The sequence below is a fragment of the Monashia sp. HAY1-5C genome, from assembly GCF_056755255.1.
The window spans coordinates 22,038-36,337 of sequence record NZ_JBPGXG010000031.1 but is presented as its reverse complement, the minus strand read 5'-3'; the positions used below and the strand labels follow the sequence as shown (position 1 = coordinate 36,337).

Annotated in this window: 13 protein-coding genes; 3 read left to right on the top strand and 10 right to left on the bottom strand. The window is 72.9% G+C overall.

All coding sequences use genetic code 11. From position 1 onward, the window contains the following. The first annotated feature begins 20 nt into the window (after positions 1–20). Complete coding sequence (locus ACR9ZK_RS07120) at positions 21–959, top strand: 5'-3' exonuclease (protein WP_481341196.1); 939 nt, start codon at positions 21–23, stop codon at positions 957–959. Between the two features lie 75 nt (positions 960–1,034). Here ACR9ZK_RS07120 and ACR9ZK_RS07115 read toward each other — a convergent pair whose 3' ends face one another. The 7 genes from ACR9ZK_RS07115 to ACR9ZK_RS07085 all read right to left on the bottom strand — a co-directional run bounded on the left by ACR9ZK_RS07115 (position 1,035) and on the right by ACR9ZK_RS07085 (position 8,654). Further along, complete coding sequence (locus ACR9ZK_RS07115; RefSeq protein ID WP_481341194.1) at positions 1,035–1,235, bottom strand: cold-shock protein; 201 nt, start codon at positions 1,233–1,235, stop codon at positions 1,035–1,037. Between the two features lie 242 nt (positions 1,236–1,477). Beyond that, positions 1,478–4,306: a DEAD/DEAH box helicase gene (locus ACR9ZK_RS07110; RefSeq protein ID WP_481341193.1), complete on the bottom strand. Its 2,829-nt coding sequence runs from the start codon at positions 4,304–4,306 to the stop codon at positions 1,478–1,480. Further along, entirely contained in the window at positions 4,303–5,217 is a 915-nt protein-coding gene (locus ACR9ZK_RS07105; RefSeq protein WP_481341192.1) for a diacylglycerol/lipid kinase family protein, read from the bottom strand. The genes ACR9ZK_RS07110 and ACR9ZK_RS07105 overlap by 4 nt, the downstream gene beginning before the upstream one ends. Before the next feature lie 9 nt (positions 5,218–5,226). Then, the gene (gene tatC / locus ACR9ZK_RS07100; protein ID WP_481341191.1) at positions 5,227–6,033 is read right to left on the bottom strand and encodes a twin-arginine translocase subunit TatC; all 807 of its coding nucleotides are present in this window, start codon (positions 6,031–6,033) and stop codon (positions 5,227–5,229) included. 54 nt (positions 6,034–6,087) lie between these two features. Next, complete coding sequence (gene tatA, locus ACR9ZK_RS07095) at positions 6,088–6,474, bottom strand: Sec-independent protein translocase subunit TatA (RefSeq protein WP_481341190.1); 387 nt, start codon at positions 6,472–6,474, stop codon at positions 6,088–6,090. A 150-nt stretch (positions 6,475–6,624) separates the two neighbouring features. After that, positions 6,625–7,617, bottom strand: a complete 993-nt coding sequence (locus ACR9ZK_RS07090; protein WP_481341189.1) for a helix-turn-helix transcriptional regulator — start codon at positions 7,615–7,617, stop codon at positions 6,625–6,627. Continuing rightward, positions 7,614–8,654 (bottom strand): helix-turn-helix transcriptional regulator, encoded by a 1,041-nt coding sequence (locus tag ACR9ZK_RS07085; RefSeq protein ID WP_481341188.1) that lies wholly within the window; start codon positions 8,652–8,654, stop codon positions 7,614–7,616. Before ACR9ZK_RS07085 ends, ACR9ZK_RS07090 begins: the two co-directional genes overlap by 4 nt. Before the next feature lie 76 nt (positions 8,655–8,730). On the opposite strand from ACR9ZK_RS07085, the gene ACR9ZK_RS07080 reads away from it, so the two are divergent. Next, positions 8,731–9,846 carry a DUF3866 family protein gene (locus ACR9ZK_RS07080; RefSeq protein WP_481341187.1) on the top strand — a complete coding sequence of 372 codons (1,116 nt, stop codon included), beginning with the start codon at positions 8,731–8,733 and terminating at the stop codon, positions 9,844–9,846. Positions 9,847–10,159: 313 nt separating this feature from the next. On the opposite strand, the gene ACR9ZK_RS07075 is transcribed toward ACR9ZK_RS07080, so the two are convergent. The 3 genes from ACR9ZK_RS07075 to pafA all read right to left on the bottom strand — a co-directional run bounded on the left by ACR9ZK_RS07075 (position 10,160) and on the right by pafA (position 13,187). Next, entirely contained in the window at positions 10,160–10,546 is a 387-nt protein-coding gene (locus ACR9ZK_RS07075) for an FKBP-type peptidyl-prolyl cis-trans isomerase (protein WP_481341186.1), read from the bottom strand. Positions 10,547–10,651: 105 nt separating this feature from the next. Beyond that, positions 10,652–11,662: an FKBP-type peptidyl-prolyl cis-trans isomerase gene (locus tag ACR9ZK_RS07070; RefSeq protein ID WP_481341185.1), complete on the bottom strand. Its 1,011-nt coding sequence runs from the start codon at positions 11,660–11,662 to the stop codon at positions 10,652–10,654. A gap of 133 nt (positions 11,663–11,795) precedes the next feature. Then, positions 11,796–13,187 carry a Pup--protein ligase gene (gene pafA, locus ACR9ZK_RS07065; protein WP_481341184.1) on the bottom strand — a complete coding sequence of 464 codons (1,392 nt, stop codon included), beginning with the start codon at positions 13,185–13,187 and terminating at the stop codon, positions 11,796–11,798. 88 nt (positions 13,188–13,275) lie between these two features. Here pafA and ACR9ZK_RS07060 point away from each other — a divergent pair, with 88 nt between their 5' ends. After that, positions 13,276–14,292 (top strand): NAD-dependent epimerase/dehydratase family protein, encoded by a 1,017-nt coding sequence (locus ACR9ZK_RS07060; RefSeq protein ID WP_481341183.1) that lies wholly within the window; start codon positions 13,276–13,278, stop codon positions 14,290–14,292. Positions 14,293–14,300 lie beyond the last annotated feature (8 nt).

Genomic DNA, 14,300 nt, shown 5'->3' with positions numbered 1-14,300 from the left:
TCCGTCGTCGGCAGCGTCAGATGTGTATAAGAGACAGGCTCATGCTCCTCGACTCGGCCTCGCTGTATTTCCGGGCCTTCTTCGGCGTTCCCGAGGTGATCGGCCCGAGCGGCACCCCGACCAACGCGGTTCGCGGACTCCTCGACATGATCGCCTCCCTCGTCGAGCGCGCCCACCCCACCCACCTGGCCGCCTGCTGGGACAACGACTGGCGGCCGGCCTTCCGCGTCGCGGCCATCCCGTCGTACAAGGCGCACCGCGTGGCCGCCCGCGGCGAGAACGAGCTGAACGGCGAGGAGGCGCCCGAGGCCCTCACCGTCCAGGTGCCGATCATCGTCGACGCCCTGCGCGCCCTCGGCCTGGCCCGCGTCGGAGTCGACGGGCACGAGGCCGACGACGTCATCGGCACGCTGGCCACCACATGGTCCGGGCGGATGCCCATCGACATCGTCACCGGCGACCGCGACCTGTTCCAGCTCGTCGACGACGCCAACGGCGTGCGCGTCGTCTACACCGCCCGGGGCGGGGTCCGCGCCCCCGACTTCGTCGACCAGGCGTTCATCGCCGAGAAGTACGGCGTCGCGAACGGACGCGCCTACGCCGACATGGCGGCCCTGCGGGGCGACACGAGCGACGGCCTGCCGGGCGTCGCCGGCATCGGTGAGAAGACGGCCGCCAAGCTCATCACGACCTACGGGACGCTGGAGGGGCTGCGCGCGGCGATCGACGGGGGCGACCCGGCGCTCAAGGGCGCCCAGCGGGCCAGGCTCGAGGCCGCCGGCCAGTACCTCGACGCCGCGCCACGCGTGGTCGAGGTGGTCCGCGACGCCCCGCTGCCCGACGTCGACCTCGCCCTGCCGACCGCGGTCGCCGACCCCGCGCTGATGTCGCGCCTGGCCCTCGAGCACGGCCTGACGTCGTCCTTCGACCGCGTCGTCACCGCCCTCGGCATCCGCTGACCCGGGCTCCGGTACGCGAAGAGGTCGGTCCCGGACGGGACCGACCTCCTCGTGACGGCCCGACGGGCCGCGGCGTCAGAGAGCGCGGACGCGCATCGCCTGCGGGCCCTTGGGGCCCTGCTCGACGTCGAACTCGACGGCCTGGTTCTCCTCGAGGCTCCGGTAGCCGTTGCCGGTGATCTCGGAGTAGTGGACGAAGACGTCCGGGCCCTCGGTCGGAGCGATGAAGCCGAAGCCCTTCTCCGCGTTGAACCACTTGACAGTTCCCTGTGCCATGTCTGGCTCCTTCAGGTTGGAGGTCGGAGCCGCTCGGACGAGGGCTCCGTGTCGCCACAAACGCACGACCCCAGAGACCTGAGAAGAGGCGCGCTCGCTGTTCGGTCCTTGCGAGCGTGCGAGCACAGCACCAAAAACGTCGACGGTCCCACCAGCCTAGCCGACGGCACCGGCAGACGACGACTCGACAGCGGGCCTGGTGCCGCTCCCCCGCCTCGGCGAGACCATGCGGGCGGCGGGCGTCAGTCGATGCGGTCGGCGGCGACGACGCCGCGGAGCACGCCGTCGGACGCGCGTCGCGCGGTCTCCTGCAGGACCGGGTCACCGGCGTCCGTGAGCTGCCCGAGCAGGTCGACGACCTGCTTGCACCGGCGGACGAAGTCACCAGCGGCGAGGTCGGTGCCGCGCAGGACGTCCTCGAGCCGCTGGCCGCTCGCCCACCGGTGGACCGCCCACGCGATGCCGGCGTCCGGCATCGCCGTGCGGGGCAGCGCGAGGGCGCCCTCGGCGTCCTCGAGGTCGGACCAGATGCGGACCATGCGGTCGTAGGCCTCGCGAACCTCGTCGTTGGGCCACCGCGGTGTCAGCCCGCCGTCCTCGCGCCGCGGCTCGTGCACGAGCGTCGACACGACCGCGGCGAGCGACGGCGGGTCGAGCCGACGCCACAGGCCCTCGCGCAGCGACTCGGCGGCGAGGAGGTCCTTCTCGGTGTAGAGGCGGCCCAGCCGGTCGCCGTCACCGGTGACCCGCGTCCCGCCGTCGGCGAGGTAGCCCATCTCGCCGAGCAGGTCGCAGATGCGGTCGAAGGTCTTGGCCACCGAGTTGGTCCGGCCGTCGATCTTGCGCTGCAGACCCTCGGTCTCGCGCCTGAGGCGGAAGTACCGCTCGGCCCACCGCGCGTGCTGCTCGCGGTCCGGGCACCGGTGGCAGGGGTGGTGCCGCAGCGCCCGCAGCAGCTCCTCGATGCGGGCGTCCGTCGGGTCCTGGGACGGCTCGGACCCGCCGCGCCGGGGCGGGTCGTACGGGACGGTGGCGCGCAGGGTCGCGGCGAGGTCACGGCGCGCCTTGGGGTTCTTGGCGTTGAACTGCTTGGGAACCCGCATCGTGCCCAGGGGCTCGATGGGCGTCGGCACGTCGTGCAGGGTCAGGCGACGCAGGTGGTGGTCCTCGGTGACGACAGAGGGCGAGGCGGGGTCACCCTTGCCGCCACGGTTCGGCATGACGACGACGGCCAGGCCCGTGTGCCGGCCCGCGGGGATACGGACGATGTCGCCGATCTTGAGGCTCTCCAGCGAGATCGCGGCGGCTGCCCGCATGGAGGCGGACCGGCGCTTGGCGCCCTCCTTCTCCAGGCTGCGGATCTCCTCGCGCATGGCGGCGTACTCGGTGAAGTCGCCGAGGTGGCAGGCCATCGACTCGGCGTACCCGGCGAGCGCCTCCTCGTTGCGGCGGACCGTGCGCACGAACCCGACGACCGCGCGGTCGGCCTGGAACTGGGCGAACGAGGTCTCGAGGACCGTTCGGGCGGTGTCGCGGCCGAACTGGCGCACGAGGTTGACCGCCATGTTGTACGTGGGCCGGAAGCTCGAGCGCAGCGGGTAGGTGCGGGTCGAGGCGAGACCGGCGACGGCCGCCGGGTCGAGGCCGCGGTTCCACAGCACGACCGCATGGCCCTCGATGTCGATGCCGCGGCGCCCGGCACGACCCGTCAGCTGGGTGTACTCGGCCGGCGAGATGTCGACGTGGTTCTCCCCGTTGAACTTGACCAGTCGCTCGAGGACGACGGTCCTGGCCGGCATGTTGATCCCCAGGGCGAGCGTCTCGGTGGCGAACACGGCCCGGATGCGGCCCTGCGTGAACAGCTCCTCGACGACCTCGCGGAAGGTCGGGAGCATGCCGGCGTGGTGGGCAGCGAAGCCGCGCGAGATGCCGTCGACGAAGTCCCAGTAGCCGAGCACCGAGAGGTCCTCGTCGGCCAGCCCCGCGACGCGCTCCTCGACGACGCGGCGGTTGCGCTCGCCGTCGGCCTCGGGGATGAGACGCAGGCCCCCGGCCAGCAGCTGGCCGACCGCGGCCTCGCAGCCGGCCCGGCTGAAGATGAAGGTGATCGCCGGCAGCAGACCCTCGCGCTCGAGGCGGGTCACGACCTCCGCGCGCGTGGCACCTCCGCCCGGCCGGCCACCCCGGGCGAACCCGTTGCCGCCCTCGCCACCGCCCGGCCCCCGCCCGTTGCCGCGCCGTCCCCGGCCGGCCCAGTCGTCGCGCCCGTCGCGCCCGTTGCGGCCGCCTCTTCCCGGGCGGCCCTTGGCGCGGCCGCCCCGGTTGCTGACCCAGTGGCTGTCCCAGGCGCCGCGCTGCTCGGTGCCGCGGATGGCGTGGACGAGGTCGGGGTTGACCCCCACCTCGACGGTGGGGCCCGACGCGGACACCTCCTCCTCGACGAAGAGGTCGAAGAGGGTCTGGCCGACCATCATGTGCTGCCACAGCGGCACCGGGCGGTGCTCGGACACGATGACCTCGGTGTCCCCGCGGACCTCGCCGAGCCACGCGCCGAACTCCTCGGCGTTGCTCACGGTGGCCGACAGCGAGACGACGCTGACGTCCGCCGGCAGGTGGATGATGACCTCCTCCCACACGGCACCCCGGAACCGGTCCGCCAGGTAGTGGACCTCGTCCATGACGACCCAGCCCAGCCCACGCAGCGTCGCGGACCCGGCGTACATCATGTTGCGCAGCACCTCGGTGGTCATGACCACGACGGGTGCCTCACCGTTGACCGACGAGTCGCCGGTGAGCAGCCCGACCTTGTCGGCGCCGTAGCGCCGGACGAGGTCGGCGTACTTCTGGTTGGACAGCGCCTTTATCGGCGTCGTGTAGAACGCCTTGCGGCCGGTGGCGAGGGCCAGGTGGACGGCGAACTCGCCCACGACGGTCTTGCCCGCGCCGGTGGGGGCCGCCACGAGGACACCGCGTCCCTCCTCGACGGCTCGGCACGCCTCGGTCTGGAAGTCGTCGAGCGGGAAGTCCAGCTCGGACGTGAACGCCGCGAGCTGCGGCCAGGTCGGGATCACGCCGCCTCCCCTACCCGCGGCCCGGCCACGACGACCGCGAGGGCGCCGGGCACCACCTCGATCTCGACGGGCAGGTCGGCGAACGCCTCACCGTCGGCCTGCGACGGGATCCCGGACGCCTCGAGGCGGATGCGACGGCCACGCAGCAGCTGCACGGCCGGATGGGTGACGTGCCGGCCCGAGTACACGGAGGGGAAGACGCGCAGGAACGCCGGGACCGACAGCTCGTGGACGACCATGACGTTGAGTAGCCCGTCGGCGACGTCGGCGTCCGGGCTCACCTTCATGCCGCCGCCGAACGAGGTCGTGTTGGCCACGGTCACCAACATCGCACGCGTCTGGATGCGCTGCCCGTCGACGTCCACGACGTAGGGGATCGCCCGGAAGACGGGCAGCTCACGCAGCACGGCGAGGGTGTAGCGCAGCTGTCCCCCCGGCCACGTCATGCGCCGCGCGCGCTCGTTGACGACCGCGTCGAACCCGGCCCCGAGGACGCCGCCGAACCATCGCTCCCCCGCGACGCCGTGACTGGCCCGGCCGAGGTCGACGTGTCGCGTCCGACCGCTGACGAGCAGCTCCACCGCGGCCACGGGGTCGCGTACCGGCAGACCCAGGTTGCGCGCGAAGTCGTTCCCGGTGCCTGCGGCGACGACGGCGAGCCGGGTCGACGAGGCAGCGCACAGGTTGACGCCGAGGTGGACCATGCCGTCACCTCCGACGACGACGAGGGTGTCGACGCCGTCCGCCACGGCCTGCAGGGCCCGGGCCCGCGCCTGCCCGTAATCGGGGCCGGACACCTCAGTGACGTCGTGGCCCGCGGCGAGGAGCAGCCGACGCGTCTGCTCCCCGAGGGCGACGCCGGCCCCCTTGCCGGACGTGGGGTTGACGACGAGGGCGACGCGGTCGGGCACAGCCGAACGCTACAGGGCGGAGGCCTGGTCGTCCGCGACCTCCAGCCAGTCCGGCCGGTCGGCCTCCTTGCGCCGGTCGAAGAGGAAGGCCAGCCCCACGGACGCGAAGTAGAGCGCGATCATCGGCGTGGCGAGGAAGAGCATCGTGTACGCGTCGGGCGTGGGGGTCATGACCGCGGCGAAGACGAAGATGATCATGACCGCGGGCCGCCAGCCCTTGAGCATCGTGCGCGCCGGCAGCACACCGACGAGGTTGAGCGCCACGAGGAAGACGGGCAGCAGGAACGCGCACCCGAAGGCGACGATGAACTTGAGGACGAAGTTGAGGTACTGCGAGCCGTCCTGGAGGTTGTAGGCCCCCTCGGGCGTGAACCCGAGCAGCACCGCGACGGCCTTGGGCACCATGACGAACGCGAAGAAGCACCCGGTGAGGAACAGCGGCACCGCGGCGACGACGAACAGCCGCGCGACGAGCCGCTCCTTTTTCGTCAGGCCGGGGACGATGAAGCCCCAGATCTGCATGAGCCACACCGGCGAGGCCAGGATGAGACCGACGAACAGCGACGTCGTCAGCTGCAGGGCGAAGGCGTCGGTCATCCCGGCGAAGTTGATGTTGACGACGCTGTGCCGTTCGGCCGCGAGGTCCTTGAGCGGCTTGGTCAGGGCGTCGATGACCCGCTCGTAGTAGATCCACCCGACGACGCCGCCGACGACGATCGCCGTCGCGCTGATGACGAGGCGGTTGCGCAGCTCACGGAGGTGGTCGCCGAGGGACATCCGCCCCTCGGGGTTGCGCTTGCGGAGCAGCGATGGCATTCAGGGCCGCCGGAACGGGACGGGCTCGAACAGTGTGGTGGTGCCGAACACCGCTCAGAGCGTCGTGTCGCGGCGGACGTCGGAGGTCGCGTCCGGCGTGCTGGCCGCACCCGCGCCGCCCGCGGGGCTCGTGGTGCCGCCCCCCGAGGCGGCCCGGAGTCGGTCGGCCTCGGCGCGGGCCTCGGCGGCGCGTCGCTCGGCCTCGGCCAGCCGGGCCTCGGCGGCGCGTCGCTCGGCGTCGGCGTCGACGGCCTCACCCGGGACGGTGGTCCGGGAGGCCTCGCTGGACTTGCCGTCCTTCTTCAGCTCGTCGACCTCCGACTTGAAGACGCGCGCCGACCGGCCGAGGCTGCGGGCCATGTCGGGGAGCTTCTTCCATCCGAACAGGGCGATGAGCACGATCGCGATGATGATGAGTTCGGGGGCACCCAGGTTGGGCATGGTGTCTACTCCTCGTCGAAGGCCGGCCCGGGTGATCGGGCCGTCAGGCGCAGCATCGGCGCTGCAGGTGACCAGCATACGTGCGCGGCCCGGACGCCGACCCGTCGACGCAGGTGTGCCCACGATGTGGGCCCGCTCGGGACCGCAGCCTCAGCCCGGGGTCTCGTAGCCGGCCAGCGCGGCGCGGGCCTCCTCGGCGACGGCGTCGGCGAGCCCCGACGGCGACACGACGCGCACGTCGCCGCCGAGCCGGAGCACGAGCCGCTGCACGAGCGCAGGGTCGGCGACCTTGAGCGTGACGCGCAGCGAGCCGTCGGGGAGGCGCTCGACCCCCTCGTTCGGGTAGTAGTCGGCGATCCAGGCCGCCCACCGGGTCGCCTCGAGGACGACCGTGAGGTCGTTCTCGCCCGGGACGAACACGTCGTCGAGGTCGCGGGGCCGTGCCTGCTCGGGCGGCGTGCCGTCGACGTCGAGGACCTCGACCGACTCGATGCGGTCGAGCCGGAAGAGGCGCACGGCCTCGGCCCGGTGGCACCAGCCCTCGACGTACCACTGGGCGTCGAGGTTGACGATGCGCATGATGTCGACGTCGCGCTCGGTGCTCTCGTCGCGCGTCGCGACGTAGTACCGCAGGTGGACGCGCCGGCCGCGGGCGAAGGCGTCCTTGAGCGGGGCCATCGCCTCGTGCTGGCTGCCGTCGTCGAGGTCGAGCGCGATGCGGCCCGCCGGGTCACCGGCCGTCGTCGCGACCGCGCGGCGCAGCTTGTCGAGGGTCCGCTCGGCGACGTCCGACCCGACGATGCTCGACCCGAGGGCCTGCAGGCCGGCGGTCAGCGTGATGGCCTCGTCGCGCGTCAGGCGCATCGGCGCGGCGATGTCGTCGGCGTTGTCCAGGTAGATGTGGCCGCTGTCCCAGTCGGCGTCGATGAGCTCCGAGTGGCCGTAGCCGGGCGTGCCGCAGAGGAACAGAAGCTGGAGGTCGTCGACGACCTGCTCCTCGGTGACCCCGAACTCGTCGGCGGCCTCGGAGATCGGCACGCCGCGGTGCTGCAGCAACCACGGCACCATGTCGAGCAGGCGGCCCAGGCGCTGCGTGGCGGTCTCCTGGGGGCGGCGGGCGGTCGTCCGTCGGGTGTCGGTCATCGCTGGTCCCCCTGGTTCGCCACATCCGCCAGGTCGCCGAGCGCCGCATCCCGGGTCCGTGCGCCGGTGCGCCCATTGGCCGCGGCGGCCGCCCTGAGCGTGGCCCGGACCGCGTCGACGAGCTCGGGCGGCGACACGGCGACGGCGTCGACACCGAGGGCGACGACGTCACGGTCGGTGACGCCGCGGCGGTAGGGCACCTCGACCTCGTCCCAGCGTCCGCCGAGCTCGGTGGTCCGTTCGGCGTGCCGGCGCAGCGTGTGGCCCCGGCCGGTGCGCAGCCGCACCACCGCGGTGCCCTCCGGTTCGGCCGGCTGCCCCTCGAGGGCCACCTCGGGCACGTGGTCGGCGGGCACGGTGTAGGAGCCGGCTCTGCCCTTGCGGCGCACCGGACCCTCGACCCGGCTGAGCCGGAAGGCGCGCTCGTCCGCGCGGTCGACGTCGAAACCGGTCAGGTACCAGCGGCCGTGCCAGTTCTTCAGCGCCCAGGGCTGGACGTGCCGGGTCGTCACCGAGCCGTCGTTCTTGCGGTAGTCGAAGACGATCGGCTGCAGGGCCGTGAGGGCGGCGTGCACCGCCTCGAACGCCGGCTCCTTGGTGCGGATCCGCGGCTCGACGCCGGCGGCCACGGACTCGTCGATCTCGACGCCGGCCAGCCGCAGCTTGCGAAGCCCCGCGGACGCGGCCCCGGAGATGCTCGCCGTCGACCACGCGCGAGCCGCCAGCGCGAGGGCAGCGACCTCGTCCGGCTCGAAGGCGATCGCCGGCAGCGAGGTCTCGCCGGAGTCGATGCGGTACCCGACCTCGTCGTCGAAGAGGACGTCGATGACGGTCGTCGTGATGGGGATGCCCATCTCGCGCAGCTCGTCCTTGTCGCGCTCGAACATCCGGTCGAACGCCTCGTCGGAGCTCGCCTGGGCGTACGCAGGCAGGGACTCGCGGATCCGCTGCTTCGACACCGGCCGGCGGGCGGACTTGAGCGCGAGGATGAGGTTGAGCAGCCGTTCGGTCTTCTCGGCCGAGGCGGACGCGGACATCGTCGACCTTTCGTGTGAGCGGCTGGGCGGCGGGCAGTCCGACGCTACCCGAACATGCGATCGATAGGGTTCACCCATGATCCAGTGGCGCCGGGGTGTCGTGGCGCACGTCCGGGCCCGCTGGGCGGGGGCGGTCGAGTACGCGGTCCGGCTCGACTCCGGCGAGGAGGTCCGGGCCCTCGGCTACGCCGACACCGTGGGGGTCCTCGGGCCCGGCACCGGTGTCCTGCTCAACACGACCGCCCTCGAGCGGGGCCTCGGCACGGGCGGGCTCGCTCTCGTCGTCGCGGCGCCCGACACGCTGCCCGCACCGGTCGACGACGTGCGAGGCGTGCCCGGGCACCTCGTCAAGGCCCGCTACACCCCGAGCCAGACGATGGTGCTCGGCGTCGACGAGCAGGACAGCCCCCACCACGCCCTCCTGCGCGACGCGGACGACCTCGCGGGGCTGCCCGTCGTCGTCGCCGACCTGCACTCCAGCCTGCCGGCCGTGCTCGCGGGCCTGCGCGAGACCGACCGGACGCTGCGCGTCGCCTACGTCATGACCGACGGCGGTGCGCTCCCCCTCGACTTCTCCCGCACCGTGGCGGGCCTGCGCGAGGCGGGCTGGCTCGCCGCGTCGGTCACGGTGGGGCAGGCCTGGGGCGGCGACCTCGAGGCCGTCAACGTCCACAGCGGGCTGCTGGCGGCAAGGCTCGTCGCCGGGGCCGACGTCGTCGTGGTCGCCCAGGGCCCGGGCAACCTCGGCACCGGCACCCGGTGGGGCTTCTCCGGCACGTCCGCCGGCGAGGCCGTCAACGCGACCGGCACCCTCGGCGGGCGCCCGGTGTGTGCCCTCCGGATCTCCGAGGCCGACCCGCGCGAGCGCCACGTCGGGATCTCCCACCACAGCCGCACCGCCTACGGACGCGTCGCCCTCGTGCCCGCGGACGTCGCCGTCCCGCTCCTCGGCGGGGTCTTCGGCGAGCGGGTGCGTACCGAAGCGCGCGACCTGTGCGACGCGTCCGGCGGGCGGCTCACCGCCCACGAGGTCCCCGTGGACGGGCTCGAGGAGGTCCTGCGCCGGACGCCGGTGCCGCTGCGCACCATGGGTCGCGGCTACGACGACGACCGCGCCGGCTTCCTCGCCGCGGCCGTCGCAGGACGCTACGCCGCCGGTCTGGCGGTTCGGCGCGCGTCACGCCTGGACTGACGAGCGACGCGAGCACAGCGAGCGAGCCGAGGAGGGAAGGCGGGACATGAGCCGAGCGCCTTCCCTCACGTACTGCCCCGGTTTCCGGGGCAGTACGTGAGCGCGCCGCACCCCACACGAGCGGAGCGAGCCAGTGTCACCGCGCGCGTCACGCCTGGGCTGACGAGCGATGCGAGCGCAGCGAGCGAGCCGAGGAGGGAAGGCGGGACATGAGCCGAGCGCCTTCCCTCACGCACTGTCCCGGTTCCCGGGGCAGTACGTGAGCGCGCCGCACCCCACACGAGCGGAGCGAGCCAGTGTCACCGAGCCAGTGTTACCGCACGTCGTCGAGGTCGACGACGAAGATCAGCGTCTCGCCCGGCGCGATGGCCGCGCCCGCGCCGCGCTCGCCGTAGGCCAGGTGGGCCGGGATCGTCAGCCTGCGCCGTCCCCCGACCTTCATGCCCTGGATGCCCTTGTCCCAGCCGGGGATGACCATGCCGACGCCGAGACGGAAGTCGAGCGGCGCGCCACGGTTCCACGACGAGTCGAACTCCTCCCCCGTCGAGTGCGCGACGCCGACGTAGTGGGCGCTGACCGTGTCACCGGCCCTGGCCTCGCGGCCCTGCCCCTCGATGAGGTCCTCGACGACGAGGTCGGCCGGCGGCTCGCCCTCGGGGAAGTCGATCTCCGGCTTGGTGCGGTCGGGGTCGAGTGCCATGCTGCGTTCCTCTTCCTCAGGTGTCGTGTCGTGTCGTGTCGTATCGGTCGGTCGTCCAGTGTGTCAGCCGGGCGGGCCGTCGTCGGGCCTGCCCGGTGGTAGCCCTCAGTAGGCGTCGAGGATGTCGACGACGAAGACGAGGGTGTCGGTCCCCGAGATCTTCGGCGGCGCGCCGGCCTTGCCGTAGCCGTCGGCGGGCGGGATGACGACGAGGACCCGGCTGCCGACCTTCTTGCCGACGAGCGCCTTGTCCCAGCCGGGGATGACCGCGCCGACACCGATCGGGAAGTCGGCCGCCTGGCCGCGCTGCCACGAGGAGTCGAAGACGCTCCCGTCCTTCCAGAGCACGCCGTGGTACTGCGCGGCGATCGTCTGGCCCTTCCTGACGACCGGGCCGCTGCCCTCGACCAGCGTCGCCTGCTGCAGCGTCGTGGGCGCCGCCGTCTTCGGGACCGTGACCTTGGGCTCCTTGGCGGTGCCGCTCGGGAAGGCCACCGTCGGCAGGCCGGCCGGGCTGGCCGCCTGCGTGCCATCGATCTTCGTCGGGCTCTGGTGCACGTCGGAGATGTCGGCGACGACGACGATCGTGTCGGTGCCCGAGACGCCGAGCTGCTGGTTGCCGGCCGACCCGAAACCCTTGGCCGGCGGGATGGTGAAGGCGATGCGGCCACCCTTCGTGGCGCCGACGAGCCCCTCGGTGAACCCCGCGACGATGTCGGTGCGCCCGAGGCGGTAGCCCTCCACGGGCCGGCCCTTGGCATAGCCGTCGTCGAGCAGCTTCCCGCTCGTCCCGTTGTAGATGCGGGCGCGCAGCAGGACGGTGTCCGACCTTGTCGCGGCCGCGCCGGTGCCCGGCGTCAGGACCTTGTGCTCGACGGTCGTGCTCTTGATCGGCGTCGCGCCGAGGCTGACCTTGGGAGCGGTCTTGAGGTCGACGGGGCCGGAGGCCGTGACGCCCTTGAGGGCGACCGACGCGGCGCTCGTCGACGCGGTGCTCGTCGACGCGGTGCTCTGCCCGCCGGCGCCGGACTGCGAGCCGCACGCGGTCAGGGTGGTGGCGCCCAGGGCGAGGGCGAGGACGGCGGCGGTACGGGCCGCGTGTCGGTGGGAACGCACAGGGGTGTCTTCCGTTCGGGTCTGGCGGTAGGTCTGCGGGGCAGGTGCCGGTCGGAGGGGCGGCAAACCCGGCCACTGTAACGCCGCCCGCTGGGCCGCGCCCACAGCGTCCTGACAGGTCGGTGTGCCCGCCTCAGAGCGGCCGCTGCACCACCGGGGAGCGCTCGATGGTCTCCATGAGCCGCTCGACCCGCTCGTCGACGGACCGGAAGGGGTCCTTGCAGAGCACCGTGCGCTGAGCCTGGTCGTTGAGCTTGAGGTGGACCCAGTCGACGGTGAAGTCGCGCCCATGGGCCTGGGCGGCCCGGATGAAGTCGCCGCGCAGCTTGGCGCGGGTCGTCTGCGGCGGGCGCACCTTGGCCTCGAACACCTCGACGTCGGAGGCGACCCGGGCCGCCCGACCGTGGCGCTGCAGCAGGTAGTGCAGGCCGCGGCGTCGGTTGATGTCGTGGTAGGCGAGGTCGAGCTGCTGGATGCGGGCGTCGCCGAGGCCGAGGCCGTGCTTGGCCCGGTACCGCTCGATGAGCCGGTACTTGATGACCCAGTCGATCTCGGTCTCGATGGCCCCGAGGTCGCCGGCGCCGATCGCGTCGAGGGCGCGTCCCCACAGCTCGAGGACCTGCTTCGTGTCGGCGCTGTCCATGCCCTCGCGCTCGACGAACTCGACGGCCTTGTCGAGGTACTCCCGCTGCATGTCGAGGGCCGACAGCTCGCGGCCGTTGGCGAGGCGCACCGTGGCGCGGCCCGTCGGGTCGTGGCTCATGGTGCGGATCGCCCGGATCGGGTTCTCCATCGACAGGTCGCGCATGACGACGCCGGCCTCGATCATCCGCAGCACGAGGTCGGCGCTGCCGACCTTGAGCAGGTTGGTCGTCTCGGACATGTTCGCGTCGCCGACGATGACGTGCAGGCGGCGGTAGCGCTCGGCGTCGGCATGCGGCTCGTCGCGGGTGTTGATGATGGGTCGGCTGCGCGTTGTCGCCGACGACACGCCCTCCCAGATGTGGTCTGCGCGCTGGCTCACCGCGAACGACGCGCCGTGGGCCGTGGCGACGACCTTGCCGGCGCCGCACGTGATCTGCCGGCTGATGAGGAACGGGATGAACATGTCGGAGACGCGCTGGAAGTCGCCCGTGCGACCGAACAGGTAGTTCTCGTGGCAGCCGTAGGAGTTGCCGGCCGAGTCGGTGTTGTTCTTGAAGACGAAGATCTCGCCCTCGACGCCGTCGTCGTGCAGCCGGCTCTGGGCGTCCTCGACGAGGCCCTCGAGGATGCGCTCGCCCGCCTTGTCCTGGATGACGAGCTCGCGGACCGAGTCGCACTCGGCCGTCGCGTACTCCGGGTGCGAGCCGACGTCGAGGTACAGGCGGGCGCCGTTGCCGAGGAAGACGTTGCTCGAGCGACCCCACGCCACGACCCGTCGGAACAGGTAGCGCGCGACCTCGTCCGGCGTGAGCCGCCGCTGGCCCTGCGTCGTGCAGGTGACGCCGTACTCGTTCTCGATCCCGAAGATCCGCCGCTCCATGCACCAACTCTAGGCACCCAGTTCCGCCCCCGGCGTAGGACAGGCCGCGTTCGACGTACCGGGGCTTGGCGCGTGGTGTGCTGACGCCATGACCTCACCCGCGTCCTCGGTCCTCGTCCTCGGCGGCACCTCCTGGCTCGGCGGCCGTGTCGCCGCCCTCGCCCGGGAGGCCGGCCACGACGTCACGTGCCTGGCCCGCGGACGGTCGGGCCCGGTGCCGGAGGGTGTCACGCTGGTGCGCGGCGACCGGTCGCAGCCGGACGCCTACGCCGCCCTGCCGGACGCGCGCTGGGACCTCGTCGTCGACGTCGCGCGCCAGCCCGGCCACGTGCGCGGCGCGGTCGCCGCCCTATCCGACCGGGCGGACGCGTGGGCGTTCGTCAGCTCGTGCTCGGTGTACGCCTCGCACGCCGACCACGCCGCCGACGAGACGGCCGCGCTCCTGCCGGCCCTCGAGGCCGACGAGGCGACGGCCGAGCAGTACGGCGAGGGCAAGGTCGCCTGCGAGCAAGCCGTGCTCGAGGCCCGCGACGGGGCCGCCCTCGTGGCCCGCTCGGGGCTCATCGTCGGCTCCGGTGACCCGAGCGAGCGCTTCGGCTACTGGCCTTCGCGGTTCGCCCTCGCGGCCCGCGACGGTGGCCCGGTCCTCGTCCCCGAGCGGGCCGACCGGCCGGTCCAGTGGGTGCACGTCGACGACCTCGCGGCGTGGCTGCTGTCGGCCGGGCTGACGGGCACGACCGGCGCGTTCAACGCCTCGGGCGCGACGACCTCGCTCGGTGCGGTCCTCGACGCGGCCGCGGAGGCATCCGGGTTCACCGGTGAGCGGGTGCCCGCCGGTGACGAGGCCCTTGCCGCGGCGGGCGTGGAGGAGTACATGGGGCCGCGTTCGCTGCCGCTGTGGCTCCACGACCCCGACTGGCTCGGCTTCCAGGACCGCGACACCTCCGCCGCACGGTCCCACGGCCTCACGCAGCGGCCGCTGGCGGACACGGTCCGCGACGCCCTCGCGTGGGAGGAGGAGCTCGGCCTCGACCGGGCCCGCACTCGCGCGGGCCTCGAGCGCGACGACGAGCTCGCGATCATCCGCGGGCTCCCTTCGCACTGAGGGCGGCC

Coding starts and splice junctions, on each gene's coding strand:
- ACR9ZK_RS07120 (WP_481341196.1), top strand. CDS start 21: ATGTGTATAAGAGACAGGCTCATGCTCCTCGACTCGGCCTCGCTGTAT.
- ACR9ZK_RS07115 (WP_481341194.1), bottom strand. CDS start 1,235: ATGGCACAGGGAACTGTCAAGTGGTTCAACGCGGAGAAGGGCTTCGGC.
- tatC (WP_481341191.1), bottom strand. CDS start 6,033: ATGCCATCGCTGCTCCGCAAGCGCAACCCCGAGGGGCGGATGTCCCTC.
- tatA (WP_481341190.1), bottom strand. CDS start 6,474: ATGCCCAACCTGGGTGCCCCCGAACTCATCATCATCGCGATCGTGCTC.
- ACR9ZK_RS07090 (WP_481341189.1), bottom strand. CDS start 7,617: ATGACCGACACCCGACGGACGACCGCCCGCCGCCCCCAGGAGACCGCC.
- ACR9ZK_RS07085 (WP_481341188.1), bottom strand. CDS start 8,654: ATGTCCGCGTCCGCCTCGGCCGAGAAGACCGAACGGCTGCTCAACCTC.
- ACR9ZK_RS07080 (WP_481341187.1), top strand. CDS start 8,731: ATGATCCAGTGGCGCCGGGGTGTCGTGGCGCACGTCCGGGCCCGCTGG.
- ACR9ZK_RS07075 (WP_481341186.1), bottom strand. CDS start 10,546: ATGGCACTCGACCCCGACCGCACCAAGCCGGAGATCGACTTCCCCGAG.
- pafA (WP_481341184.1), bottom strand. CDS start 13,187: ATGGAGCGGCGGATCTTCGGGATCGAGAACGAGTACGGCGTCACCTGC.
- ACR9ZK_RS07060 (WP_481341183.1), top strand. CDS start 13,276: ATGACCTCACCCGCGTCCTCGGTCCTCGTCCTCGGCGGCACCTCCTGG.